The following is a 24942-nucleotide window of genomic DNA, read 5'->3' on the forward strand; positions in this document are numbered from 1 at the left end:
TATGAAGTATGTAATAATGAATGAGGAGTTGGCTATTGAAAAAGAAGTCATTCCTGCAGATCACTACTTTCCTCAAAAAGAAGGAGAGGTTATTTTTAAAAAAGATATCCTTACGATTTACGGTCAAAAGGGAAATCAAATTGATTTTGAATACGAAGAATTAGAAACCGCGCAAGCATTAAATATTATTGACTCATGGAATTAGTAAGAGGAAAAAGAACAATAAAAATTGGAAAGAAAGGTGATACAATCTCAAGTTCACTAATTGCGGATAAACCGCTAGTGGCTAAGTATCAAAATGGAGTTGTTGTAGGAAGTTGGGTAAATGAAGCGGAACAGCGAACAGTATATGCTCAAGTCCTAACGTCTTTGACGAATACTCCGCTTTCTACTACCCAATTGACAAATGTTGTGTGGCGTTGGAATGGGGTTGTGATAGGAGGTTCAAGTTCAAATTTTGAAAAGACCACGTATAATATTGGTTCGATTCAAGTACCAGCATTAAAAATCAAAAAAGATATTATGAATTCAATCGATACCACAAGTTCGATTGAATTTAGTGCTAACGCATACACTGGGGGATATACCACGGCGATTACAGCTCTAATTAATGTTGTAAAGGAAAATATATCAGCCAATACATATAATGCTTATATCATTGATGCAAACGGTCGAGGAGCAACAATAACAACAACTTATCCAAGTGTAACATTAAAAGCAATCCTAGAAAAAGGGGGTATTGAAGTAACAGCTGGAATCACATACCAATGGTTTAAAAGTACCATGGACGAAGCCGAAGACTTGGCTAATGATCCCATTGCAGATAATCGTATGCTACTGCCTGGGAAAACACAACAGACGTTAACCTTGACGGCGAGTGATGTTCAAACGTATGATACTTATATCTGCCAAATATCAGAAAACGGTCAATTGGTAAAATCAGCGATGATGTCAGTGCGTGATGAAACGGATTCGCTAGAGTTGATGTATAACGTTGAAGGAATTGAGGACGATTTGCAACCTGGGGGGTCAATTAAATACACGCCTAAAGTTGTGTATAGAGGTACAGCAACGCCTGCATCAGGTTCTTGGGTTTACAAGTATCAGAAGGTGAAAGTAGATGGAACAACCATTGGAAATCAAACCAGTGGGACATCAGTAACGGTTACCTATACGGAAATCGAAGCTGCAGGAGTGTCTGAAATTAGTGTGCTATTTGAGGCGCAAGAAAATTAAAGTATATGGGACAAGTAGTAAGAGGATCAAGAAGAATAGGTCTTAGAGAGCGCATCAAATCGGTGCGCATTCAGGCTACGGGTACGCAGTTTCAAAACAATACACCTTCAACCATTACTTTAAAGGCTGTTGCACAGAATTTTGAAGCAATTAGCTATGCTTGGTACAAAGGAACCGGAACAACGATTGTAGGAACGAATCAAAACTTCGTGATTGCCCATGATCAAGTCTCAACGGTTGAAACCTATCGAGTTGTTGTAAAAAACAATCAAAACCAAGAATACGAAGATTCGATTTCTATTTCTAAAGTTATCGATGGTCCACAAGGCCGTCCTGGGCAATTGCCTATTCAACGTGAATGGGTGGCTGGTGATGTCTATCGAAACAATGATGAAGTAGTTGATTATATCTATCATCGCATTACGGATAGTTGGTGGAAACTAAAACCGGGTTACAACAATGTGACTGCGCAAATTAATCCAACAAATGAGTTTATCCGGTTGAATTCGATGGAGCAACTAGCGGTTAATCTTTTAATTGCTGAAAATGCAAACATTGCGGGCTTTGTTTTTAAAGATCAAAAGATGGTGAGTCAATCACCATCACCATTGAATCCAAATTTAACCTTGGATGGTGTTAATGGTCAACTCAAAGCGTTAGCAGGGCAAATTGGAGAATTTCAGATTAATGAAGGGTTGGAGTATAATAAAGAAGGGAATAGAATAATTGCAATGCAGGTGAAGCCTTATCAAAAGTTTTTCAGAATTGATAAGGACGGAATGAAATTAGTGAGCGATGACTGGTATTCAGGCAACTTTTGTGGTGAAATGTCTTCTGGTGGGAATATGGTGTGTTATCAAGGTAATACCCATAACGTAAGATATGAAGTTTCTACCGGTGGTGTTGATTATTATCTGAAGATACACGGGTTAGGTATGCTTCGCGGTGCTACTTACAAAGCGGCTTTATGGGTTAAAGCCGTAGTTAGGGATGCGGATGCTATCTTGGTAGAAAAAGGAGGTGTCACAGTGAAAAATGGTAATATCAATGTACAAGATGGTGAATATATGGCTAATGGTCGTGAAGGTGTTACAGGTATGAAAAATATTGGAGGTATTAGTTTAAGAGTTGATAAAGGAATTATAACAGGGTGGTAGATGAAGTATTTAATCGATTTACAAGAGTATTTGTTCTATAATCTGCAACAGATTGGGGTGAGTGTAAAACTATCAGGAATCATGGGGATTTTTATAGTAGTTGGAGTGAATATATCTGATGTTTTTAGCAAATGGTTGAGTGAAAATATCGATTATGTTGTTATTGCTTTAGGCTTAGTTGCTATTGATCACTTATTAGGTTCGGGTGTACATCAGTGGTTGAAAAAGGATTTTGAGTGGCGTTTGAATATTATTGGCTTGCTAATTAAGTTGGCTATGGTTCTTTGTGGTGGATTAATTTTTGAAGGGTTGGCACATATTACCAAAGAGCAAGATTTGGTTTATACTTATTTAAAGATGACAACGCGTTTAATTGTGTGTATTTATCCTGGACTATCTGCCATGCGAAATATGAATTTAGTTACAAAAGGAGTTTTTCCTCCAGCTGCATTAGTAGGAAAGTTTGATAGCTTCCAAAAGGATTTAAGTGTTGAAAAATTAAAACAAGGAAAAGAAAATGAAGGAGATTAATTTTGAAGTATTTGAAGCGTTGTCGTTGGATAATGCTTCAATTTTTGTAAACAAATACAAAACTGCTGCTAAGGAGATTGAAAGGCAAACGGGATTGAGTCATATTGCGATATTGGTTCAAGCAGCGCTTGAGAGTGGTTGGGGGTTAAAAGTAGTTGGAAATAATTTCTTTGGCATTAAGTGGACTGGAAAGGGAGAGAAGCAACTCGTTACAACGACTGAAATTCTTTGGAGTCCTAATGTAAAATTTCCTGAGGTGTTATCGATGACTAAACGCGCAGATGGTAAATACGTGTATAAAGTCAAGGATTGGTTTAGAAAATATGATACACCGGAACAAAGCTTTCAGGATCATGTGTTGTTTTTTCAAGAGAATAAGCGCTATGCTAAAGCTTGGGAGGTTCGAGGGGATTATAATCGCTTTTTTGAAGAAATTGCTAAGGCTGGATATGCAACTGCGGATAATTATGCAGACTACCTTAAAAGTGTCGCTAAATCAGTAATTAAACGTTTATGAGAATAGTTGTATTGTTGATTGTGATGCTTGGATTAGTAGCACAATCTTGTGGATCTCGTAAAGTTGAAAAACATAGTAAGTCATCTTTGGAAGAAACGAGTACTTCTCTCCAGGAGCAAACAAAAGTTACCGAGATTCAATTTGATAGAAAAAGGATTTTCGAGATTATGCGAGAGTTAAATATTCGCAATGGATCTATAACTTTTAATCCGGATGGTTCCGTCACGGCCAAGGGCGATGAGATTGATTTGAAGAATAAAGAAGCTGGCGAGGAATTGGAATCGATTGAGGTGAAGGAAGAGGATACTAAGCTGGATCTTGATCAGAAGGAAAAGAAAACTGAAGAGGATAACGGAAAGAAGGTGGATCGAGAGCAATTTGGTTGGTGGGGGATTATTGTACCAATAGGGGTAATTGGATTTTTGATTTACATGTTTAGAAAGTCATTGAAAAAAGTAAGCCGACTGTTTTAGTCGGCTTTTTTTATTGTGTAAGCTTTGTACAAAAATGGTATTGCTTCTTTGTTTATGAAATCTATATAATTTACAAAGTGTTCAAGTGCTTTTTCAGATCCTTCCATATAATTGAAGTTATCTTTAAATATCTTATTTTCTTTATCATATACAATTTTCGCTTCAATATTTGAAATATTATGGATAAAATCATTTCGAATACTTAATATTGGCAACAAATTATCATTATTAATTAATTTATTAAAAGTATCGTTGAGTTCATTATTTTTAAATGTCTTATTTAATATTTTATCAACCTTACCTTTAGTGACAACCTTTTGTATTCCAAGGTTAAACATAATATTTATCAGATGTAAAAACCTATCAAAAGAACCACTAATTTTCAAATAAAACATTTCGTAATTTGTTTCAAAAAGCAAACTTGTAGCTACTTGTTGTTCATTACCAAATTGATTTGGGTTCTTACTTGCGTAATATAGTCCTATTGATAAATAGTGATTAGCAACACTAATGTGATTAATCATTTGTTCATAAAAAACTTTTTGCTCTTTAAGATAACTAGAATGGAAAATATTTTCTCTATTTAATTGTTTTTCATCATTCTTTTTAATTGCATCAATATCATATTTATCTAATTCAGGATATTTCTGATAGATTGCTTTCATATTTTCTTTACTTGGGAAAGTAAAATCATCCCATTTCAATTCTGTTTTCATTTCAAAAAAATTAGATGCTTACATGTTTTACACTTCTTGTAAGTTAAGAAATAATATAAGAAAGGTTGTACTAAATATTTTTAGTATACAATAAGTATACATTATTATGTGTTTTGTTTTATTATGTTGTTGATTATGTTGTTTTTAATTATTTTTTATCAAACCCCATTTCGGTCACAAAAAAGCGCAGATAACATCTTGTTATTTGCGCTTTTTTAGTTAGGCGTAATGAGAAATCAGGGATTGGTGAATTTTTAAGCATAGTTGTCCTTAGCGAAAACTATACACTAAGATCACGTATAATGCCTTGCAACCTCTCCTCTTTATTATTTAGGCTCTAACTTTAGATACTTGTTTTTTCCGAAAGTGATATAGTATAATGCGAAGAAAGGGCTTGTACCTTTTAAATTGAAGTATTGCATTTTGCCCTCTTGTATTGTAAAGGAGAGGTCGTTGGATTTGCACCAATCAATTTTAGCAGTAAGTGTATGGTGACCTGAGGGAATATCAAATACTTTTGTTTCTCCATCTTCTATCGTTCCAATCTTTTTTTCTCCTAGATAAATAGCTATTTTACGTGCCTTGTTAGAAAATTCAGAACTGCGTTTAACTACAATTTTTGACATGGGTATTGGTTTAAAAAGTAAGGAGTTGATTGCGTTTTATTGTATCCTATTTTTTACGCCTTCAGTTTGTGGTTTGTGTATTTTAAGAATAAATCGACAATGGGATAATGAACTTCCATAATCTCTTCTTTAGAAAAGTTGGATAACGGAAACCATTGTAAAGCTTTGATATCATCTTTGGGGTGAATGTCGCTTGTTTCGAAAGGAATTTCTAAAAGGTAAAGATGGGTAATGATTTTGTCTTTGTGGTTTCTGTATCGAGGGTCGTCAATTTTAGTAGATCCTACGTACTTAATTTCGTCTGCAAGAGCTACGAGATTGGTTTCTTCAAATAACTCTCTTACAGCGGCTGTTTCATAGCTAGAATCGTCTGCGTCAACGAAACCGCCAACAAATCGCCATTTGGGTTCGTGTTCTTTTCGGCCTAATAAAAGAGAGTAGGTGTGGTCTGGATTTAATCGCAACACAGCAATATCGACTGTAGGAATTGCGTTTGGATAAACTTTTTCTTGCATTTTTTGTTGTTTTGAGGAGATGAAGGTAAAACAAAAAAGGCTGAAATTACCTTCAGCCTTTGTGTTATTTTAAAAATGAAATGATTTTTTCCAAAGCCATTCCTCTTGATCCTTTAATTAGAACGGTGTGATTGGCTAATAATTGGGCTACGTCTTCGTGTTGAGCTAAGAAATCCGCAAGCGTTTCATAAAAGGATATCGCCGTTGCCGTTGTTGTATCTTTTGCTTTTGCAAATTCTTTTCCGATGAAGAATGCTTGTTCAAAGGTAGTTTCCTCTACTTGTTGAATGATGTTTTGATGCTCTTTTTCACTGGCTGTACCCAACTCAAACATATCCCCTAAGATGTATATTTTAGATGTGGTAGCAGGTAATTGGTTAAAATTAGCTATAGCGAGCTCCATGCTAGAAGGATTCGCGTTATAAGCATCTAGCAAAATGACGAATGGCTCTTGCTTGATCCATTGGGAGCGATTATTGGTGGGGATATAATCTTGAATGGCTTGACTAGCTTCGGCCAACGAAACACCAAAATACTGTCCAATTGCCACAGCTGCCGCTATATTGGTTGCATTATATTGCCCAGTCAAATGAGAGGTGATGCGTTGTTTTTCTAGTTGTATTTCAGCTAATTCAGTATGTTGAATTATTTCAATTTCTACGTTTGCCTCTGTTTCTTTTGAGCCAAAAGTAAATCTAGAGAAGGTTATGGTTTTTGCGTCTTGTCTAGGGTCATTCATATTGACAAAGGCAATTTTGTGATTATCCTCTAAGTAATCGTAGAGTTCACTTTTTCCTTTGATTACTCCTTCAAAACCGCCAAAACCTTCTAAATGAGCTTTGCCAAAATTGGTGATATAGCCATAATCTGGTTGGGCAATGGCACATAAAAGAGCAATTTCGTTGAGGTGATTGGCGCCCATTTCTACAATTCCAATATCGGTTTCGTCATCAAATTGAAGTAAAGTTAGAGGTACTCCAATGTGATTGTTGTAATTTCCTTGGGTTGCTTTGACGTTGTATTTTCGACTTAAAACAGCTTTAATTAGCTCTTTGGTTGTTGTTTTTCCATTGCTACCCGTTAAGGCAATAATAGGAAGACCTAATTGCTGTCTGTGGTAGTTGGCTAATTGTTGTAAGGCTTGTAAGGTGTTGGGAACAAGAAACATTTTCTCTCGGTCCGTTACAAGTTTAGGATTGTCCATGATTACATAGCGCGCTCCTTTATTCAATGCGTCCTGTGCAAATTCATTTGCGTCAAAATTTTCGCCTTTTAAAGCGAAAAAAAGACTGTTAGGTGTAATGTTTCTCGTGTCAATTGATATGCCGTCAGCTTCTGCGAAGCAGCTGTATAATTCTTGTATATTCATCTGTCAAAAGTAAAAAAAAAGTCCTAATTAAAATTAGGACTTTTAAAAGAAATATAGGTTATCTTATTTTAGTTTTTCGTTTTGCGAATCACTTGTTTTTGACCCACTTTAGTCATGGCTAAACGGAATCCGATATAATCAGTAGCTTGATCTTCAGGATAGAATCTTCTCGTTGCAGGATCTAACCAATAAGCTCTGTCTTTCCAAGAACCACCTTTGATTACACGGCTCTTTTCGTTGAAAATATTCGTGATTTGTTTTTCTTTTTTGCTTGCAGCAGCTGTTTCAGCATCCTCTTGATCTGCTGTTTGTGTTAAATCAGCATCATAAGCAATTTGTGAAACTTGCCCTGGTAAGTTGCGCAATCTTAAGCGACCATTAGACAAGGTGTCGAACTGAACGGTTTGATCCGTTACGATTTGTGGCTTTCCATCAGGTCCGATTTGATTTTTGTAATAAATGTTCCCTTTGAAAAAGTTAAAATCAGTATCGATTTGATCAATTTGCGGATCGTAAACATCTGCTACCCATTCTGCAACGTTACCAGCCATGTCATACAAACCGAAATCGTTAGGAGCATAAGATTTTACAGCATTTGTGATGTCTGCATTATCTGTAGCCCAACCTGCGATTCCACCGTAATCTCCGCGACCTTGTTTGAAGTTAGCATATTGAGATTTTAATGTATTGTTGCGGCTTTTTCCAGATTTTTGAGTAGGATTTTCCCAAGGATATGTCTTTCTACCTTGGTAGTTGTTGTATTCTCTCGTACCAGCCATTCCAATTGCTGCATATTCCCACTCTGCCTCAGTTGGTAGACGGTATTCAGCTGTGAAAAGACCATAGTTCATTGTCGCATAAAGGTTTTTTTCTCCTTCTTTTGCTTTATTTTTTACACCGCGATATACGATATCTGTATTACCTCCGTAAACAGCTTCTGGATTCGCTAAATACGTTTCTGTACTAAAGTGTGCATCAGCATAAGCTTCCACAATCTTAGCGTCTTTTTTCAGATACCCAGCTCTTTCTAAAGTTAACTCATTAACTCGGTCTGTTCTCCATTTTGCGTAATCATTTGCTTGTAACCAAGTTACTCCAACCACAGGGTAGTTAGCGTACGCAGGATGTCTTAAATAGCTGGAAATAAGTGTTTCGTTGAAACCTGAACCACTTCTCCAAACAGTTGTATCTGGCAAGGCGCTTTTGTAGATTTCTGCATAAACTTGATTTGTAGGAGGAAAAACACTCTTAAGCCAGTACAAGTATTCATTATAGGCAATGTTGGTTGTCTCAGCCTCATCTAAATAAAAAGATTGTACATACTGTTGTTTTGGATTGTTGTTCCAATCAGCCATGATGTCATCTTGTACTCTTCCCATTGTAAAAGCACCCCCTTCAATGGATACCATACCCTTAGGATTCTGCTGTTCAAAATTCGTGTTGTACTGAAAGCCTCCTTTTTTATCATTTATTTTCCAACCAGTAGCAGAAGAAACTCCATTATTTGTGTTACTGCAACTCGTTAAACCAACTGTAGCTAGTAGGCCAGCAAGCAGTTGTAAAGTCATAAGTCTATTAATCTTCATGTTAAAAACGGGTAAATAATTTGACGCAATATAAGAATTAACGATTAATTAGCAATATCCTTGCTATGAATATTTTAAAAAAAACTTAATTTTTGTGTTCAAAAATAATTATGATTATCTAAATAACGCTTTTTTTATTCGTGTATTGTGTATGGAAAAAATAATTATTTTTGCCTAGGAATAATTCTTCCTCATGCAAATATATATGAAAATAATTATTAATACACTACTGATTCTTACTTGCTTTACACTTTTTTCTCAGTCGAGAAGATTAGAGCTGAAATGGGAAAATAAACAGGTTGAACAGGCCTTGTCTCTTGACGATTTTGACGTGGCCAAAATAGATAAAAATTTAACATTTGAAAATGTTAATAATAAGTTAATTTATTCTGTTTTGGAAACAAATATTCCGCCTGGTTTTAAAAATAATGTACGAATTCTTCAAGTTACTTACGAAGATTTAGATGCAAATTTGGTATCTGAGGCTAAGAAAAAGTTGTATCAAGAGGAATTAAATATGCAAATAAAAACGGCAAATGTCAATCATATTGCTCAAAGTTACGTGTATTTTTCACCAATTCTTTACTCAAATGGGGTGTTAAAGCGCGTAAAAAGCATCTCTTATGTTGTGGAAAATCAATCTTCCCTACCAATACAAAAGCAAAGTGACAGGAATAGTGGCAGGAATTTTATATCAAATACTGTGCTTAAGCAAGGAAGTTGGTTCAAATTCGGGGTCACTAAAACCGGAATTTACAAGTTAGATAGAAGTTTTCTCAATCAATTAGGAGTGCCTCAAACTATAGATCCACGTACAATTCAGATCTATGGAACAGGTGGAAAAATGCTGCCTTTGCTTAATCAAGCGAATTATCCCACTGATTTACAAGAAAACAGTATATATGTGCATGGTGAAGCTAAAGGGACGTTTAATGCTGAGGATTACATCTTGTTTTATGCTGTAGGAGTTGATCAGTGGAATGAAGAAAGTTTAACCTATAAGAATTTATATGTTGATGAAGGCGTGTATTTTTTGACTTATGGACAACAACAAGGGCTGAGAATTTCCAATTTTGTTGAACCTTCCGCTAGTGAAGTCACTACAATAACGACATTTGATGGACGGGTCTTTCACGAACAAGAACTTGTAAACATCGGTAAGCTTGGTAGAAAATGGTTCGGAGAAGAGTTTGGGATTGTTAATAATCGCAGTTTTTCATTGGAATTATTGCATTTAAAAGCAAGTGAACCCGTTACTTTTGGTGTGAATACAGCTTCGAGTTCGTATGGAAATACGTCTTTTTCTTATTCAATTAACAATCGATTTGTCGGAGCTGTTTCTTTTTTTCCAATTCGAAGTGCTACAACAAAAGGATATGAAAGTTTTTTTGAAAAAGAGGAGTATTTTAATACGCCAGCTGTTGAGGTGACACTTACATATCAAAATGGAGGCGTACCTAATTCGAAAGGATATTTGGATTATATTGAGTTTTTGTACACCGGAAACTTGATCGGAGGATCAAAGCAGTATCGTTTCTCTAATAAGAATGCAAGAACAACAACGGGGATTATTCGCTGGAGTTTGTCGAATACGAATCAAGTACATCGCATTTGGAATGTCGCGGATGTATCCGCCATTAGCACACTCGCTGTTGGAAATCAGAGTCAGTTTAGTTTTAAAACACATGGAGGAGCGGAACAGTTGTTTCAAGTAGAAATTCCAACAGATTATTATGCGCCAACTCTATTGCTGAACAATCGCGTTCGCAATCAAGACCTTAAAGGAACCGTTCAGGCGCAAGGCCTGGTGGATTACCTTATTATTACCAATGAAGCTTTTGCATCTGCAGCGCAACAATTGGCACAATTTCATCGTCAAAATAACAGTCTAAATCCCCTGGTCGTTACTGTAGAGCAGATTTATAATGAGTTTTCATCAGGACAACAAGACGGTGTGGCGATTCGCAATTTTGTTCGTTATGTATATGAGAACATGCAACAAAAGGGAGGAGCCTTGAAATACCTCAATTTATTTGGTACTGGATCGTACGATTATAAACAGAGAATTGAGCAAAACGCCAATATTGTTCCCTTGCATTACGGAATGAGTAAATTGAAAAAAGCGCAAAACAGCAACTCTAACTTCTCCATGTATACTACTTTTATGTCGGATGATTTTTATGGATTGCTCGATGAAGGAGAGGGGGATATGTACAATTTGGTTTTTGGAATTGACGTTACCGTTGGAAGGATGCTAGCGAAGAACGCAGAAGAAGCCAACCAAGCTGTGCAGAAGATTATAGCTTATCATGGAGAACAAGCAAGAGGACGTTGGAAAAATAACCTCGTTGCCATGGCAGATGACGTGGATAAGTCATCTGATTATGTGTTACAAGAGGAGACGGATACTATTGTTACTCGTATATTATCGCATAATCCATTTTTTAATGCAAAGAAAATTTATTTAGACGCTTATGTTCAAGAAACTTCTGCGGGAGGAAATCGCTATCCACAGGCGCGTTTAGATTTCTTAGATGCTATTGAAAAGGGAGCTTTGTTTGTCAATTATTTAGGACATGGAGGAGAAGATGGGCTAGCGCAAGAGCGTGTTTTTACCCTTGAAGATGCTCGAAAATTAACCAATGAGAATAAATACCCTGTCTTTTCTATTATAACGTGTGAGTTTAGTCGATTTGACGATCCAAACTACACTAGTGGAGGGGAAGTGTTGTTTAATAATAGTAAAGGAGGTGCAATTGCTTTAATTGGGACTACAAGAGAAATTGGAATTGATATTGGACGCTTGTTGAATCGAACGTTTACGGATTTGTTTTTTGAAAACGCAACCACTTATACCATGGCGGATGCATTAAGACACACAAAGAATACCTATACCAATAGAGATAAAAATGTCGTTTCTTATATTGGTGACCCTGCATTGAAAATTGCTTTGCCCCATTTAAAAGTAGTGTTGTCTCAAGTTAATGATGAGGAGGTGACACAAACGGTTAACAATCCAGTAAAGGCGTTGGATTACGTAAAAATGAAGGGAGAAATACAAGACGAGAGCAATCAGTTAATTCAATCTTTTACAGGGAATTTAGCGGTGGAAATTTACGATAAGTACTTGGATAAGAAAACACTAGGAAATGATAATGTCATAAATAATGGTGTGCCTTGGGTGATGGATTATCAAACACTAGGCGAGGTGGTTTTCAGAGGAAATGCCAGTGTGAAAAAGGGGGCTTTTTCTTTTGATTTTATTATGCCAAAGGATATTCGACTCAATGAAGGAAAAGGAAAAGTGAGTTTTTATTCTTCCAATCAACAGATAGAATATACAGGAAATAACGATGATTTGGTTATTGGAGGACTGAATGAAAATGCACCAACAGATATCACACCTCCAATAGCGAGACTCTACCTGGATAATGAATCTTTTGTATCTGGAGGTGCAACAAGCAATAATCCTGTATTTCTTGCGTTTGTTGAAGATGAAAGTGGAATTAACACGGCGAGTGGAATTGGGCATGATATTGTTATTGTCGTTGATGATAAGGACGATCAAGCAGTTGTTCTAAACGATTATTATGAAACGGAGTTGGATAATTTTAGGAAGGGAAAAGTGACCTATCAACTAAATGAGTTGGAACCTGGTATGCACACGATTCAATTTAAAGTGTGGGATGTATACAACAACTTATCCACCACTGAAATCCAATTCTTGGTGAAACAAGATGAAGCGTTGAAAATCGAAAAAGTTTTGAATTACCCGAACCCTTTTGTTAATTATACTGAATTTTGGTTTACGCATAATCGACCGTTGGAGCCTTTGGATGTTCAGGTGCAGATTATGACTATTACGGGGAGAATTGTAAAAACAATGAACCAACAAATTACAACGGAAGGAAATTTGAGCCGTGAGATACAATGGGATGGGCGTGATGATTTTGGCGATCGAATAGGAAAAGGAGTCTATATTTATCGCCTAACGGTGCGTTCATCACAGACGGGAAAAAAAGTCGAAAAAATAGAAAAATTAGTTATACTTTAGGAAACAATTATATTTGTACAATATTATAAACACAACTGAATGAAAAATTTCACAGCATTAGTTTTATCTATATTTGGAGGATCTGCCTTGTATGCACAGACAGATATGCATCCCATTACAACCGGAGTTCCGTTTTTAACTATTGCAGCTGATGCGAGATCAGCGGCTTTGGGAGATATGGGGGTTGCAACTACAGCAGATGCTTTTTCACAACAACACAATGCTTCAAAATACGCTTTCGCTACTAAAGACCAAGGTTTTGCTTTGAGTTATACGCCCTATATGTCCAAAATATCTAGCGGAATGTCACTTGCTCAAGTAAACTATTTCAATAAATACAACGAGCGAAGTGCATTTTCAGTAGGGTTTCGCTATTTTGGAATGGGAGAAGTGACCTATAGAGAGGATTACAATAGTATGGGAGCAACCTATAAGCCGAGTGAGTTTGCTATTGATGCCTCTTATGCATTGAAATTAAGTGAGAAGTTTGGTATGGCCGTTACAGGGCGTTTCATCAATTCCAATCTTAAACTACCTGATACGGGAGATGGGGATGCATCAAGTGCAAGTACATTTGCTGTTGATATTTCTGGGTTCTATCAATCGGACCGCATGTCTTTTTCTGATTTTGATGGGCGTTGGAGATTAGGTTTTAACTTACAAAATTTAGGTCCTAAAATGAGCTATAGCGATAAGCCAATAGGTGATTTCTTGCCGGCAAATTTAAAATTAGGTGCTGGTTTTGATTTTATTTTGGATGATTACAATACGCTGACTATAACGACTGAGTTTAATAAATTGTTAGTGCCTACTCCTCCCGCAGATATCACGGATCCAGAAGAAATGCGCAAGTACAACGATATTGGTTGGTTTAAGGGCGTATTTAAATCTTTTGGTGATGCGCCAGGAGGATTTAGTGAAGAAATGAAAGAAGTAGCTTGGGCTATGGGAGCTGAGTATTGGTATGACAATACATTTGCCTTTCGCGCAGGTTATTTCAATGAAAATAAGAATAAAGGAGCAAGACAATATGCAACCCTAGGAGCAGGATTTAGATACAGTATGATTACAGTAGATTTATCTTATCTGTTCTCTACATCAAAAATCAACAATCCTTTAGAGAATACACTTCGTTTTTCTTTGACATTTGATTTAGGAAGAAAGACTTATTCAAAAGGATAACAAGAAAAGTATTATATTTGTATCATAATCCAAACCGTTAAACCAAAGACGCGTTTGGATTTTTTATCTCTAATGGTTTGACTTATGAAAAAAGTAGAAGTAGTAACGACATTTATCGAATATGAATCGATTCGCGAATTAGCGCAGCAAGATCAAGAATTGATGGAACAGGCGATTGCTGTTCGAAAAAATGCATACGCGCCTTATTCACAATTTCGAGTAGGTGCAGCTTTACTTTTAGAAGATGGTACTTTTGTACTTGGATCCAATCAAGAGAATGCTGCATTTCCGTCGGGATTATGTGCAGAACGCACGGCTATTTTCCAAGCAGGAGCTTTGCACCCGAACAAGCGAATTTTAAAAATCGCTATTTCAGCATCCTCGGATTTGAAAGTAACCAATCATCCTATTCCTCCTTGTGGAGCATGTAGACAAAGTATATTAGAATATGAAGTGAAACAAGCACAACCCATTGAAATGTTCTTTATGGGAGCTGAAGGAATGGTGTGTTATTCGCCTTCTCTTTTAAACCTCTTGCCTTTTCACTTTGATGCGAAATCGATGTAAAATCGATACAAAATACAAGTAGATTAAGGTATAAAGTAAAAAGTTTTACCTCTTTGATAACTAGTTAATTACCCGTTTTAAAAAAAACGAGTGTTAACCTTGATATTATATCAAATAAATTATTAATTTTGATATGAAAAGGCGATGAAACTAAAACTTCGCTTATAGGTCCCAAAAAAGTTAAACGAGGACCCTTTGAATTTATAAAATGGACACATACCCCCAGATCATCACAATATTAGCTAACGTTAATATTGTTCCCGAAGAAATTTCAGTAGGTAAGTTATTGCTTACGTTATTCTTAGTATTCCTAAATGGATTTTTCGTTGCAGCGGAGTTTGCAATTGTAAAAGTAAGAACCTCTCAGATTGAAGTACATCAAGAATTAAACTCTAAAGTAGCAGGTGTTGCTAAAAATATCGTTGCTAATCTAGATGCTTATTTAGCTGCTACTCAATTAGGAATTACTTTAGCTTCATTAGGATTAGGTTGGGTAGGAGAGAGTTCATTGACTCCCGTGATCATGAAGGTATTTGAGTTATTCGGCATGACTGGACCAGAATGGTATTCAGTAGCGAAGAGTGTGTCATTCCCAATTGCCTTTGCTATTATCACAATTTTGCATATTGTATTTGGTGAATTAGCACCAAAATCTATTGCCATTCATTTCCCTACAAAAACAACATTCTCTATAGCCTTGCCTTTGCGCGTATTCTACTTTGTTTTTAAACCAATTATTTGGATGATGAACGGGTTGGCAAATGGTATTTTACGCATGTTTGGTATTACACCTGTACATGGTTCGGATATACACACTGAGGAGGAGTTGAAAATGATTATCACCGAAAGTCAAGCAGGTGGTGCAATTGAAGAAACAGAACGCCTTTTGATTCAAAATGTTTTTGATTTTGACGATAGACGCGTAAACAATATTCAAACGCTGCGTAAAAATGTTTCTGCGATTGAAATCAATACAAGCGTAAAAGAAGCGATTGATTATGCCATTACAGAAGGTTATTCGCGTTTTCCAGTGTACGATGACTCCCTAGACGATATCAAAGGAGTAATTTATACCAAAGACTTGATGAAGGCGATGATTAAAGAGAAAGAAGATGTATCGCTAGGATCTTTAATGCGCGAGCCAATTTATATTTCAGAAAATACATTGATTAAAAATGTACTGAAACAGTTTCAGGCAAAACACTTACAAATGGCAATTGCGACTAATGAAGTAGGAGAGTTTACAGGAATTGTTACTATGGAGGATATTCTAGAAGAGTTGGTTGGTGAAATTCAAGATGAGTACGATAATGAAGAGCCTATTGTTGTATCGATAGACGAAGGCGTATACATGGTAGATGCTCACTCGAATATTTCAGATATTAACCGTTGGTTGCCTTTTAAATTTGAAGAAAGCGAACACTACGACACTTTAGCAGGATTGATTAGTGAAGTTTGTCCGGATCAAGAACTAAAAGAAGGAGATATAGTAGATTTAGACCACTACACAGGTGAAGTGATGAATATGTACCGAAACTCTGTAGAAAAGTTGAAATTATCCTTGAAACAAGAGCATATAAACGATATAGCACAGAGCTAAGAGTTGATATATAGAAAAAGGGAAGTCAAAAAAGACTTCCCTTTTTTTGTACGTTGTTTTTTCGTTTTTTTGCAAAAGTCATTTTTCGTTTAGGCATGCATTTTTTGACGGCCTAATGCGAAAGCTAAAAGAAAAACAAAAATGAGATACCAAGCAATATATCAAAACATAGACGTAACGACGTATTGTCAATTGCGCGTCCATTCTGGATTATCGCCTAAAACGGAAATAGCAGCAACGATAGGATTACAAAATTCACTGTGTTGTGTCGCGATTTTAGATCGGGAGAACAACAATGAAGTAATCGGAATGGGCAGATTAGTTGGGGATGGCGCTTGCCATTGTCAGGTTGTGGATATTTGTGTTTTACCCGCTCATCAAAAAAGAGGATTAGGCAAGTTAATTCTGAGTAAGTTAGACGAATATATTCAGGCGAATATACCGAGTTCTTGTTATGTCAATCTCATTGCAGATGGAGAGGCTTATCGCTTATACGAACAGTACGGCTTTAAAGAAGTATGGCCTGCATCAAGAGGAATGGGATATACGAAGAAATAGCAACAATACAAGGTAAAAAAAATAGCGACGGGAACCGTCGCTATTTTTTTATACTATAAGGATGTCGAACTTTTGCTCTAACGGTTTCAGCTGTTGAAAGAGTTTTTCTATTAATTCATCTCCAGCTTCCTGATAAAATTGAGCAAAGTTGTAATAGCGTTCTTGTAAACTGTGTTTTGGAAAGAGTTCCAGTTGAATCGCCATTATGCGATCCAGGATTTCCTTATTCTTCTTGCGCTCTGCTTTTTGTAGGCGTTTTTCCAGATTATGAAGCCCTTTCATTTGCTTTTTTTCTTGTGCATTTACAGCTCCGATAAAAGAGGCATCTGTTTGTTGAGCAATTTTTCTTAATTGGTCAAACTGAGCTTGTAGGATTTGACGTTGTGTTTCAAAGTCGAATGTTACATCCGATAGTTCAGCAGATTTCTGTTGTAATAATGTGGCTGCAGGTGTAAAGACCTCTGACCAAGTTAGCTGTAGTTTATCGAGTTTCTTAACTTGTTTTTCTGTTGCAAGTAAAACAGAGTTTCTCAATAATAGCATCGGAAAATCAACTTGATGTAAGTCAAAAACAGGTTTTAACTGCAACCAATACGCTAATTCACCACCCCCACCGATGTAACACAAATTCGGTAAAATTGTTTCTTGATACAAGGGACGTAAAATAACGTTAGGGCTAAAGCGTTCTGGATGATTATGGAGCTCTTGCAGGATCTCTTCTCTTGAAAAAGAAAGAGTTGTATTGTTAATCTTATAGCGATTATCTTCCCAGATGATTCGCTCACGCAGTTTGTCTTGAATATAAAATAAGTTAATATCTCGAGGTGTTACTTGTACAAAGTAATCCTGTAGAATAGCATAGGTTTTTTCTACTTCTCGAATTGCATTTTGTTGAAGGAGTTCCTGCTGTACAGCAGGTGCAAAAAGAGATTTAAGTGAAGTGTCATCTCCATCAACAATCACTAAACCATAAGATTCAAATAAAGCGTTAGCCAGATAGCGTGTTGCATCGGCTAAATTGTCGTGCTTGAGATAACTCTCTTCAAAAAGAGTTTTGAGTTTTTTTGCATGGTCCCCAGCGTTTAATTGCCCCTTAAATACATCAAACACTTTGTCTAAAGTAGCCGTACTCAATCTACCTACAGGCCCCTTGCTTTCTTGATCCCAACAAATTTTTTTATCCTGAAAATAGAAGTGATTGATTTCTTCAAAATCGTGATCTTCTGTAGCCATCCAATATACAGGAACAAAGTTGTATGCGGGATAGTGTTGTTTTAACTCTAGCGTTAAATTAATCGTAGAAACAATTTTATAAAGAAAATACAACGGTCCTGTGAATAAATTCAATTGGTGACCTGTTGTAATAGTAAATGTATGTTCCTCTTGTAACAGCGCTAGGTTTTGCTCGGTTGCTAAAGAGGAGGGAATGTTTTTATACTGCTCTACGAGTGCGCGGTATAAAATGGAGCGTTTTTCTAACGAAAAATGTTGTTGTTTAGCTTCTATTTGAAGTTTGAAATTAGCTATAGTAGGAAAATGTTGATAAAGTGGTTTTAGTTTTTCCGCTTGGTTGAGGTAGTCGACCATTAATTTAGAAAAATAACCGGCGTTTTGAAATGTTATATTGGGTACCGTCATAAGACATGGAATCAATTAGAAAGTTTGTTTTAAACAAAAAAGTTTTACTATCAAGATAGTAAAACTTTTAAGTATAGTAAAATTACGGTTTTATTTCAAATATTAATGTATTAATTCAATCCAACCTGAATAAACTCCTTTGATGGATTCAAAATAGTACCAATAGGTTCCACTTGGCAATAAGGTACTGCCACTTCCTTGTCCATACCATTCATTTTTGTATCCTCCTGTTTTCTTGTACACTTCAATTCCATAGCGATTGAAGATTTTTAAATTGACAACGCCATAAGGAGTAAGGTCCCAATTGTCATTCAAACCATCACCATTAGGTGATATTCCCTTCGAAATGATACATCCTTCAGTTGTAATGGTAAAGCTATCTTCAAAAGAACAATCGTTTAATTGAGGTAACCCATAGTCTTTTTTCGCGTAAATATAAATGGTTTTAGGACCATAAAGAAAACTTTCAGGTGTATTAAATTTAATATTATCCCCTTGTTTATTCGGTTCTACATAATAAGCATATCCCTCGGGTAATTCCGGAAGTTTATAAGGTTCACATGCTGTGTTTAAATGGTCTTTCATTCTAAATCTTGGGGTAGCAGGTAAGTGAATCTCAGAAACTGTTGGACACGTATTTTGATCCGTTATTTTAGCGCTGATGATTTGTTCGTGATAGTAAGAAACTAAATAATTGGCTGGATTTTCTATGACATTCGTTTCATTTTCTGCATCTTCTGTGGATGGGTAAAATTGAATGTCATATTTGTCTTGATTCTTATTCGCTAGTAGCGTGCTAATTGTTTTGGTTAAATCGTAAACAAGCCCAGTTTCTATTTCTGTAGCACAAAACTCAGAATAGGTAAACGAAGTAGATTTTACATCAATATCATTGATAATTAATTGAAGGGGAATGTCCACAGGACATTTTTCATCAATGGTCATGCGTATCGTAATATTTCTTTTAGATGAGAGATATTTTTTAGGATTGTTAATCTTAATGATTGTGTCGTTAAAAGGTTCAAAATAAGTAAAATCAATAGCTCCAATATTGTTTTCATTCAATTTACTTTCAAACTTAGTCAAGTCAAATGTTGCAATTTTTTCCTTATTTCTTATTTCCTCATAACACAAAGCATATTTTAAAGGTTCTTTGGGCTTTTTAGGTGTTTCGTTGATGACTAAATTGATTTTCATTGTTTTAGAATACAAACCATTTGCTCTTTTAAAGCGAGCGTAAATACTCTTTGGACTATCTTCTGTTGTTATAGTATAAGGAGACGATAAGGTCGTAGTGGAAGTAGAATTAGTAGCTTCATCTTCAGTTTCAAAGAAATCGATAGTAAACGATTGATCGATATTGTTAATTTCTGTTTTAATTAAATCTAAATCGAAAATTTCTTTTTCATCGTAATTTATATCACATTGTTCATAGGTCTTTTCTATTAGATCGCAGTTTAAAACAGCATTACCTCCAAAAGATAAAGTAAAACCAGCATCAGTTGTAGACCAACGATTCACAGCAATTAGAATACCATCTCCAGGTTGTACATCATAATAGCGTACCAAACCAGGTACAGTTGCCGTATTACCCATCCATCTAGAAGCTCCTGGTACTTCGCATAACATGGTTTCTGTCAAGGATAGACCAATGTCATATTGACCTGCATCCATACCATCATTTTGAGAACCTCGGTCTCCAGGGCCTAAGTTGTCAAAGTTAGGATTCTTCCAGGAAGCAAAATCATAGTCAACAGCGGCCTGTGGACTGATTCTAAAAGTGAAAGTTGAACCAGATTTAATTTCAACATAAAATAATGCTAATGAACTAGATAAAGGATCAAAAGGGCCACATGGTGTTCTTAATGTGGTGTAATTAGTACTTTGTGGCGTTTGTCCAACTACTTGTTGGTTTGAGCATATTACTATGACGTCATCTATATTTATTCTCTGAGAATGTATTAAATTTGATACTAGTAGTAAGGTAAGAAGTATAATTTTCTTCATAATCGTATTGTTTTTAGGTTGAGGGCAAAGTAAATATAACTTAAAATTAACATAAAATAAATCTTTTGATGGAGAAATTTTAAAATATTATTTATACTAAGAAAATGTAGGTAATTTTGTCACTTAAATTATCTAGGGTGCAAACGACAATTACATTAATTACTCCGCCTTTTACGCAGCTGAATACGCCATATCCAGCAACTGCTTATATCACAGGTTTCTTGAATACATTATCCATTTCGAGTTACCAAAGTGATTTGGGGATTGAAGTTATTTTACAGCTATTCAGCAAAAGAGGATTGACTCGTTTGTTTGATCATATTCACACCGTTGTAGAAGAGGTCAATGCCAATACGCATCGAATGTTAGCCCTAGAGACGGAATATATCGCTACAATAGAGGCTGTGATTAAATTTTTACAGGGAAAAAACCCAACCTTTGCCCATACGATTATCAAAGAAGATTTTTTGCCAAGAGCGTCTCGATTCGAAGAATTAGAAGAATTGGAGTGGGCGTTTGGTTCTATGGGAATTCAAGATCAAGCCAAACATTTAGCAACCTTATATTTAGAGGATATTGCAGATTTAATTGTCGATACAGTGGATCCTCATTTTGGATTTAGTCGCTATGCAGAGCGTTTAGGTCGATCCGCTCATACGTTTGATGAATTGTATGAATCACTACAACAACCCTTGACGTTTATTGATGAATTGACGATTGAGCTCTTGACAACAATTATAGCTAAATCTAACCCGAAGATTGTCGGATTTTCAGTGCCCTTTCCCGGAAATTTATACAGTGCTTTTCGCTGTGCACAATGGATCAAACAAAATCACCCCGAGGTAAAAGTAACTATGGGAGGAGGGTATCCCAATACTGAACTGCGCTCTTTATCGGATGTGCGGGTATTTGAGTTCTTTGATTTTATTACGCTAGATGATGGAGAAGCTCCGTTGGAGAACTTAATTTTGTACGTGGAAGGAAAATTGACGCAGGCGGAATTGAAACGCACGTTTGTTTGTAAGGAGAATCAAGTGGTGTATATCAACAATCCCTTGAAACGAGACTATAAACAAGCAGAAGTAGGAACACCCGACTATTCGAGCTTAAAACTCAATGATTATATATCCGTTATTGAGGTGGTAAACCCGATGCACCGGATGTGGAGTGATGGTCGTTGGAATAAATTGACGATGGCCCATGGTTGTTATTGGGGAAAATGTACGTTTTGTGATATTAGCTTAGATTATATCAAAGTATATGAACCCGTTGCGGCTAAGTTAATTGTTGATCGAATGGAAACTTTAATTGAGCAGACGGGAGAAACGGGATTCCATTTTGTCGATGAAGCAGCACCTCCAGCTTTGATGCGAGAAGTAGCTTTGGAAATTATTCGCAGAAAAATTACCGTATCCTGGTGGACCAATATACGCTTTGAGAAAAGCTTTACGCGGGATTTGTGTTTGTTGTTAAAAGCTTCGGGATGTATTGCGGTATCAGGGGGATTGGAAGTAGCTTCTGACCGTTTACTCAAACTAATTGAAAAAGGTGTAACGGTAGAGCAGGTAGCCCGTGTCAATCGAAATTTTACCGCAGCAGGGATTTTAGTCCACGCCTATTTAATGTATGGTTTCCCTACTCAAACGGCTCAAGAAACCATTGACAGCTTAGAAATGGTACGCCAATTATTTGAAGCAGGTATTATGCAATCGGGCTTTTGGCATCAATTTGCTATGACAGCTCATTCTCCAGTGGGAATGAATCCAGAGGAGTATAAGGTCATTGCACAAAAACAAGAAAATAGTGCTTTTGCGAATAATGATGTGCCCCATGTAGAAATGAATGGTGCCATTCACGATAAGTTTTCTTTTGGTTTAAAGAAATCCTTATTTAACTATATGCATGGCATGTGTTTGGATTGGCCGCTGAACGAATGGTTTGATTTTAAAGTGCCCCGTACATCGGTTCAACCTGATTATATTGCTTCTTGTTTAGAAAACGAACTTCTACCAACGTATAGAGGCAATCAAAAGATTGTATGGTTGGGTACTTATCCTTATAAAGAATATTTCGAGAAAAAGAAAAAAGGAAGTGTTTTTGAAATGGTCAACCTTATTTTCTATACCAAGAACGATACCATTACTATTGGTTTGGATCGAGGGGAAGGGGAATGGTTTGCTCACTTTATCGAAGAATTAAAAGGCAGTACCACACAAACCAAAACCTATCAAGAGATGAAAACGAGTTTTGAAACGGCTTGTCCAACTGACTTTGAACTGTTTTGGTATTCAAAGCCAGTGCAACAATTGCGCGAAATGGCTTTACTTGTCGTGTAAGGAATTAATTGGAAGATTGTTTTTTTTCAAATTGATATAAGCGTATCTCAGTATAGATGATTACCAAAAATGAACCTGCACCAATGAGTGTCATTTCTGTTCGTTGATAATAGATATGGGGAAGAACAGCAAAGTAGAACAGCAAGTTGATAACCAAAATAAGGGTACCTAAAATGAGCATTAAGCTGCCACTTAGTTTTTGAGAAAAATCCCAGTTTTCTTGATTCTTCATACTTCGCGGAGTTCGATAGCCTACTGGACCAATGTTTTTACATAGCGGAATAAGAAAGCCAATAAGAATAAAGATGACAGGCAATAAAAAACAATGGAAAAGTGCGTTGTCTGACATAAGAAATGGATTAAGGAGTTACGATAAAGGTGGCAATTGTTGAAGCGAGTTCTGGATGTAATGGAAAGGTTGGATCACTATAACTTTTCAGATTATCTTCGTCTTTTTCTATGTGTTTTAATACGTGATTCATGTTTTTTAGCGTGATGCGTTCGGCGTTCGGATTCGCCTGACTCAATAGGTCTCCTTGTGTTGTTAACACTTGTAAATCTTTATCACCATCGATAATTAATGTCGGTTGTTTAGTCTTTTTAATTTCTATACTTGGGTTGTATTGCATCCAAGAAATTAAGTAGGGCTGTACACTAGGGCGGTATAAGGCCTGAAGCATAGGAGGAACGTCTTCTGTCGTTTGTCCCTTTTTTAAAGAAGCATTGATTTCCAGTACTTTATTTCCTAAAGCAGGTAATTGGTTGCTTACTTGTTCATAGATAATTTGATCTGCTGCCAAACCAGGGCCTTGCAAGGCTACGTATTTTTTTACTTTACTTGATGTATTGGCTAAGATATTTGCAACTAAAGCACCTTCACTATGACCTACTAAAGTAATCCTAGGATATGTAGTAGCAAAATGATTGACAAGTAAGGCTAAATCATTCACACCATCTTCGAAGCGCCCCTCTTCTTCTTTCATGGGATGATTCTGTTTTAATTGGGTAATGAATCGCTTGTCATAGGTGAAAACGGCAATATTTTTTTCAGCTAAGGCCGTGGCTAACATTTTATAGGAATTGCCTCTTAGGCCCGCAAAACTATTTCCATTTCGATTGGTTGGACCTGAACCAGGAACGATAATAACGAGATTGTCGTTCTTACTAGCTGTAGTATATAAATCGCCTATTAATTGAGAGTCAATTGTTATTTCTTGGATGGTAGGTGCTTGGGCAAACCCTAATACGGCACACAACGCCATTAATAAGTAGATAAAGAAGTGTATAAATGCTTTCATATTAATATAAGTTGGTTAATAGGCGGGTGAGAAAGTCAATGAAGAGTATAAGAATTACAAAAATTATGATGTGTGATGTTTTTTTAAGATGGGTTGCTGTTTTGAAACCTTGATAAATATAGTATCCAAAGATAATGAGGGATAATAATACAAGAAATCCAAATACAGTAAGTAGAATGATATCTATGAATTGATTTGCCATTTCATCGGGATTGGAAATTGAATCAAGGATTACTTTCGTTTTTTTCGTGATAAAACTGTTGATATCCCCTATAATAAAGAGGTATAACGGAATTCGCGCAATCAGTACAGTATTTAGAATATCGATGAATCTTGTTTTTGCATTAATCATCTTTCCAAAAATAAACAAAGCAAGTACCATCGTTATGGTGGTAATAATAAAATCTGCTATATTTTGCACAAAAGGAGGATTTTCCTCAGTGATGATAGCTTTCAATAAGGCAATTACACGTGTAGTCGTCGTCAGTTGAATGATACAACTGATTAGACCTAAACTTAAACCAAACAAAAGTAATTGCTTCTCTTGAAAATAAGTAAAAGGTTTTAGAAAATAATTTTTCATAAAGGCTGTTGTGTTATCGGTTAGTTATAGATTTTGTAGTTTTTTAATGTGCTCAATCATATCATCCAGTTTATTTCGAACTGTAGGATAACTAATGTTCATCTGTTGTGCCATTTGTTTTAAACTTCCACTGTATAGAAAGAATTGTAGGACAAAATCTTGCTCCTCTTGTGTTAATTGAGAGAGCAAGGGCAGATTAAATTGGCCTCCTACAGTTGTTTCACAACTCTCACAGGCAAGTTGTGTCACGTGTAATTTGTTAATACAACTTGGACAGTGCGTAGGTAATTTATGTTTTGTTTTCAAATTGTTTAATTTTGTTTAAGTCAAATTTAATAAAATTTAATTTAAAATCAATATTTTTTATTGGAGGGAGGGGGAAATTTCTAACTA

At 36.0% G+C, this 24942-nt stretch carries 23 protein-coding genes; 12 read left to right on the forward strand and 11 right to left on the reverse strand.

Features of this window, described 5'->3' with window-relative positions; genetic code table 11:
- Position 1: 1 nt before the first annotated feature.
- From FBR08_RS10150 to FBR08_RS10175, 6 genes are read left to right on the forward strand one after another with little or no spacing between them, the layout of a single operon-like run.
- Entirely contained in the window at positions 2–205 is a 204-nt protein-coding gene (locus tag FBR08_RS10150; RefSeq protein ID WP_158962601.1) for a hypothetical protein, read from the forward strand.
- The gene (locus FBR08_RS10155) at positions 196–1236 is read left to right on the forward strand and encodes a cupredoxin domain-containing protein (protein WP_158962602.1); all 1041 of its coding nucleotides are present in this window, start codon (positions 196–198) and stop codon (positions 1234–1236) included. Before FBR08_RS10150 ends, FBR08_RS10155 begins: the two co-directional genes overlap by 10 nt.
- Positions 1237–1241: 5 nt before the next feature.
- Positions 1242–2393 carry a hypothetical protein gene (locus FBR08_RS10160; protein WP_158962603.1) on the forward strand — a complete coding sequence of 384 codons (1152 nt, stop codon included), beginning with the start codon at positions 1242–1244 and terminating at the stop codon, positions 2391–2393.
- Positions 2394–2924, forward strand: a complete 531-nt coding sequence (locus FBR08_RS10165) for a hypothetical protein (RefSeq protein ID WP_158962604.1) — start codon at positions 2394–2396, stop codon at positions 2922–2924.
- The gene (locus tag FBR08_RS10170) at positions 2911–3441 is read left to right on the forward strand and encodes a glycoside hydrolase family 73 protein (RefSeq protein WP_158962605.1); all 531 of its coding nucleotides are present in this window, start codon (positions 2911–2913) and stop codon (positions 3439–3441) included. Before FBR08_RS10165 ends, FBR08_RS10170 begins: the two co-directional genes overlap by 14 nt.
- Entirely contained in the window at positions 3438–3914 is a 477-nt protein-coding gene (locus tag FBR08_RS10175; protein WP_158962606.1) for a hypothetical protein, read from the forward strand. Before FBR08_RS10170 ends, FBR08_RS10175 begins: the two co-directional genes overlap by 4 nt.
- On the opposite strand, the gene FBR08_RS10180 is transcribed toward FBR08_RS10175, so the two are convergent.
- The 5 genes from FBR08_RS10180 to gldJ all read right to left on the reverse strand — a co-directional run bounded on the left by FBR08_RS10180 (position 3911) and on the right by gldJ (position 8726).
- Positions 3911–4630, reverse strand: coding sequence for a Cthe_2314 family HEPN domain-containing protein (locus tag FBR08_RS10180; protein WP_158962607.1), 720 nt, complete (start codon positions 4628–4630; stop codon positions 3911–3913). The two genes, FBR08_RS10175 and FBR08_RS10180, sit on opposite strands and share 4 nt — an antisense overlap.
- A gap of 326 nt (positions 4631–4956) precedes the next feature.
- On the reverse strand, positions 4957–5256 hold the full coding sequence (locus tag FBR08_RS10185; protein ID WP_158962608.1) for a hypothetical protein: 300 nt from the start codon (positions 5254–5256) through the stop codon (positions 4957–4959).
- Between the two features lie 53 nt (positions 5257–5309).
- Positions 5310–5771: an NUDIX domain-containing protein gene (locus tag FBR08_RS10190; protein ID WP_158962609.1), complete on the reverse strand. Its 462-nt coding sequence runs from the start codon at positions 5769–5771 to the stop codon at positions 5310–5312.
- 64 nt (positions 5772–5835) lie between these two features.
- Entirely contained in the window at positions 5836–7140 is a 1305-nt protein-coding gene (locus FBR08_RS10195) for a UDP-N-acetylmuramoyl-tripeptide--D-alanyl-D-alanine ligase (RefSeq protein WP_158962610.1), read from the reverse strand.
- Between the two features lie 68 nt (positions 7141–7208).
- A complete protein-coding gene (gene gldJ / locus FBR08_RS10200; protein ID WP_199268589.1) occupies positions 7209–8726 on the reverse strand; it encodes a gliding motility lipoprotein GldJ in 1518 nt (505 codons plus the stop codon).
- A gap of 205 nt (positions 8727–8931) precedes the next feature.
- Between gldJ and porU the strand changes: the two genes are divergently transcribed.
- The 5 genes from porU to FBR08_RS10225 all read left to right on the forward strand — a co-directional run bounded on the left by porU (position 8932) and on the right by FBR08_RS10225 (position 16687).
- Positions 8932–12780 (forward strand): type IX secretion system sortase PorU, encoded by a 3849-nt coding sequence (gene porU / locus FBR08_RS10205; protein ID WP_233266089.1) that lies wholly within the window; start codon positions 8932–8934, stop codon positions 12778–12780.
- 39 nt (positions 12781–12819) lie between these two features.
- Complete coding sequence (gene porV, locus FBR08_RS10210; protein WP_158962612.1) at positions 12820–13962, forward strand: type IX secretion system outer membrane channel protein PorV; 1143 nt, start codon at positions 12820–12822, stop codon at positions 13960–13962.
- A gap of 84 nt (positions 13963–14046) precedes the next feature.
- On the forward strand, positions 14047–14529 hold the full coding sequence (locus FBR08_RS10215) for a cytidine deaminase (RefSeq protein ID WP_158962613.1): 483 nt from the start codon (positions 14047–14049) through the stop codon (positions 14527–14529).
- 208 nt (positions 14530–14737) lie between these two features.
- Complete coding sequence (locus FBR08_RS10220) at positions 14738–16129, forward strand: hemolysin family protein (RefSeq protein ID WP_158962614.1); 1392 nt, start codon at positions 14738–14740, stop codon at positions 16127–16129.
- 141 nt (positions 16130–16270) lie between these two features.
- Positions 16271–16687, forward strand: coding sequence for a GNAT family N-acetyltransferase (locus FBR08_RS10225; RefSeq protein WP_158962615.1), 417 nt, complete (start codon positions 16271–16273; stop codon positions 16685–16687).
- Positions 16688–16735: 48 nt separating this feature from the next.
- Here FBR08_RS10225 and bshC read toward each other — a convergent pair whose 3' ends face one another.
- Positions 16736–18325, reverse strand: a complete 1590-nt coding sequence (gene bshC / locus FBR08_RS10230) for a bacillithiol biosynthesis cysteine-adding enzyme BshC (RefSeq protein ID WP_158962616.1) — start codon at positions 18323–18325, stop codon at positions 16736–16738.
- A gap of 102 nt (positions 18326–18427) precedes the next feature.
- Positions 18428–20332 carry a T9SS type B sorting domain-containing protein gene (locus FBR08_RS10235; protein WP_158962617.1) on the reverse strand — a complete coding sequence of 635 codons (1905 nt, stop codon included), beginning with the start codon at positions 20330–20332 and terminating at the stop codon, positions 18428–18430.
- A 137-nt stretch (positions 20333–20469) separates the two neighbouring features.
- Here FBR08_RS10235 and FBR08_RS10240 point away from each other — a divergent pair, with 137 nt between their 5' ends.
- The gene (locus tag FBR08_RS10240) at positions 20470–22668 is read left to right on the forward strand and encodes a B12-binding domain-containing radical SAM protein (RefSeq protein WP_199268590.1); all 2199 of its coding nucleotides are present in this window, start codon (positions 20470–20472) and stop codon (positions 22666–22668) included.
- A 4-nt stretch (positions 22669–22672) separates the two neighbouring features.
- Here the strand turns inward: FBR08_RS10240 and FBR08_RS10245 are convergent, their stop codons facing one another.
- The 4 genes from FBR08_RS10245 to FBR08_RS10260 are packed head-to-tail and all read right to left on the reverse strand — an operon-like array spanning position 22673 to position 24855.
- Positions 22673–23017: an SdpI family protein gene (locus tag FBR08_RS10245; RefSeq protein WP_158962619.1), complete on the reverse strand. Its 345-nt coding sequence runs from the start codon at positions 23015–23017 to the stop codon at positions 22673–22675.
- Positions 23018–23027: 10 nt separating this feature from the next.
- Positions 23028–23966 carry an alpha/beta hydrolase gene (locus tag FBR08_RS10250; RefSeq protein ID WP_158962620.1) on the reverse strand — a complete coding sequence of 313 codons (939 nt, stop codon included), beginning with the start codon at positions 23964–23966 and terminating at the stop codon, positions 23028–23030.
- Between the two features lies 1 nt (position 23967).
- The gene (locus FBR08_RS10255) at positions 23968–24549 is read right to left on the reverse strand and encodes a hypothetical protein (protein ID WP_158962621.1); all 582 of its coding nucleotides are present in this window, start codon (positions 24547–24549) and stop codon (positions 23968–23970) included.
- 24 nt (positions 24550–24573) lie between these two features.
- Positions 24574–24855: a DUF2089 family protein gene (locus FBR08_RS10260; RefSeq protein WP_158962622.1), complete on the reverse strand. Its 282-nt coding sequence runs from the start codon at positions 24853–24855 to the stop codon at positions 24574–24576.
- Between the last annotated feature and the right edge of the window lie 87 nt (positions 24856–24942).

This window comes from Myroides fluvii (assembly GCF_009792295.1).
Classification (GTDB): Bacteria; Bacteroidota; Bacteroidia; order Flavobacteriales; family Flavobacteriaceae; genus Flavobacterium; species Flavobacterium fluvii_A.

Excerpts from the sequence above, each read along its gene's own strand:
- FBR08_RS10175 (WP_158962606.1), top strand. The coding sequence starts at position 3,438 with ATGAGAATAGTTGTATTGTTGATTGTGATGCTTGGATTAGTAGCACAA.
- porV (WP_158962612.1), top strand. The coding sequence starts at position 12,820 with ATGAAAAATTTCACAGCATTAGTTTTATCTATATTTGGAGGATCTGCC.
- FBR08_RS10195 (WP_158962610.1), bottom strand. The coding sequence starts at position 7,140 with ATGAATATACAAGAATTATACAGCTGCTTCGCAGAAGCTGACGGCATA.
- bshC (WP_158962616.1), bottom strand. The coding sequence starts at position 18,325 with ATGACGGTACCCAATATAACATTTCAAAACGCCGGTTATTTTTCTAAA.
- FBR08_RS10220 (WP_158962614.1), top strand. The coding sequence starts at position 14,738 with ATGGACACATACCCCCAGATCATCACAATATTAGCTAACGTTAATATT.
- gldJ (WP_199268589.1), bottom strand. The coding sequence starts at position 8,726 with ATGAAGATTAATAGACTTATGACTTTACAACTGCTTGCTGGCCTACTA.
- FBR08_RS10185 (WP_158962608.1), bottom strand. The coding sequence starts at position 5,256 with ATGTCAAAAATTGTAGTTAAACGCAGTTCTGAATTTTCTAACAAGGCA.
- FBR08_RS10250 (WP_158962620.1), bottom strand. The coding sequence starts at position 23,966 with ATGAAAGCATTTATACACTTCTTTATCTACTTATTAATGGCGTTGTGT.
- FBR08_RS10170 (WP_158962605.1), top strand. The coding sequence starts at position 2,911 with ATGAAGGAGATTAATTTTGAAGTATTTGAAGCGTTGTCGTTGGATAAT.
- FBR08_RS10215 (WP_158962613.1), top strand. The coding sequence starts at position 14,047 with ATGAAAAAAGTAGAAGTAGTAACGACATTTATCGAATATGAATCGATT.
- FBR08_RS10190 (WP_158962609.1), bottom strand. The coding sequence starts at position 5,771 with ATGCAAGAAAAAGTTTATCCAAACGCAATTCCTACAGTCGATATTGCT.
- FBR08_RS10255 (WP_158962621.1), bottom strand. The coding sequence starts at position 24,549 with ATGAAAAATTATTTTCTAAAACCTTTTACTTATTTTCAAGAGAAGCAA.
- FBR08_RS10180 (WP_158962607.1), bottom strand. The coding sequence starts at position 4,630 with ATGAAAACAGAATTGAAATGGGATGATTTTACTTTCCCAAGTAAAGAA.
- FBR08_RS10245 (WP_158962619.1), bottom strand. The coding sequence starts at position 23,017 with ATGTCAGACAACGCACTTTTCCATTGTTTTTTATTGCCTGTCATCTTT.
- porU (WP_233266089.1), top strand. The coding sequence starts at position 8,932 with ATGAAAATAATTATTAATACACTACTGATTCTTACTTGCTTTACACTT.
- FBR08_RS10225 (WP_158962615.1), top strand. The coding sequence starts at position 16,271 with ATGAGATACCAAGCAATATATCAAAACATAGACGTAACGACGTATTGT.
- FBR08_RS10165 (WP_158962604.1), top strand. The coding sequence starts at position 2,394 with ATGAAGTATTTAATCGATTTACAAGAGTATTTGTTCTATAATCTGCAA.
- FBR08_RS10160 (WP_158962603.1), top strand. The coding sequence starts at position 1,242 with ATGGGACAAGTAGTAAGAGGATCAAGAAGAATAGGTCTTAGAGAGCGC.
- FBR08_RS10235 (WP_158962617.1), bottom strand. The coding sequence starts at position 20,332 with ATGAAGAAAATTATACTTCTTACCTTACTACTAGTATCAAATTTAATA.
- FBR08_RS10150 (WP_158962601.1), top strand. The coding sequence starts at position 2 with ATGAAGTATGTAATAATGAATGAGGAGTTGGCTATTGAAAAAGAAGTC.
- FBR08_RS10155 (WP_158962602.1), top strand. The coding sequence starts at position 196 with ATGGAATTAGTAAGAGGAAAAAGAACAATAAAAATTGGAAAGAAAGGT.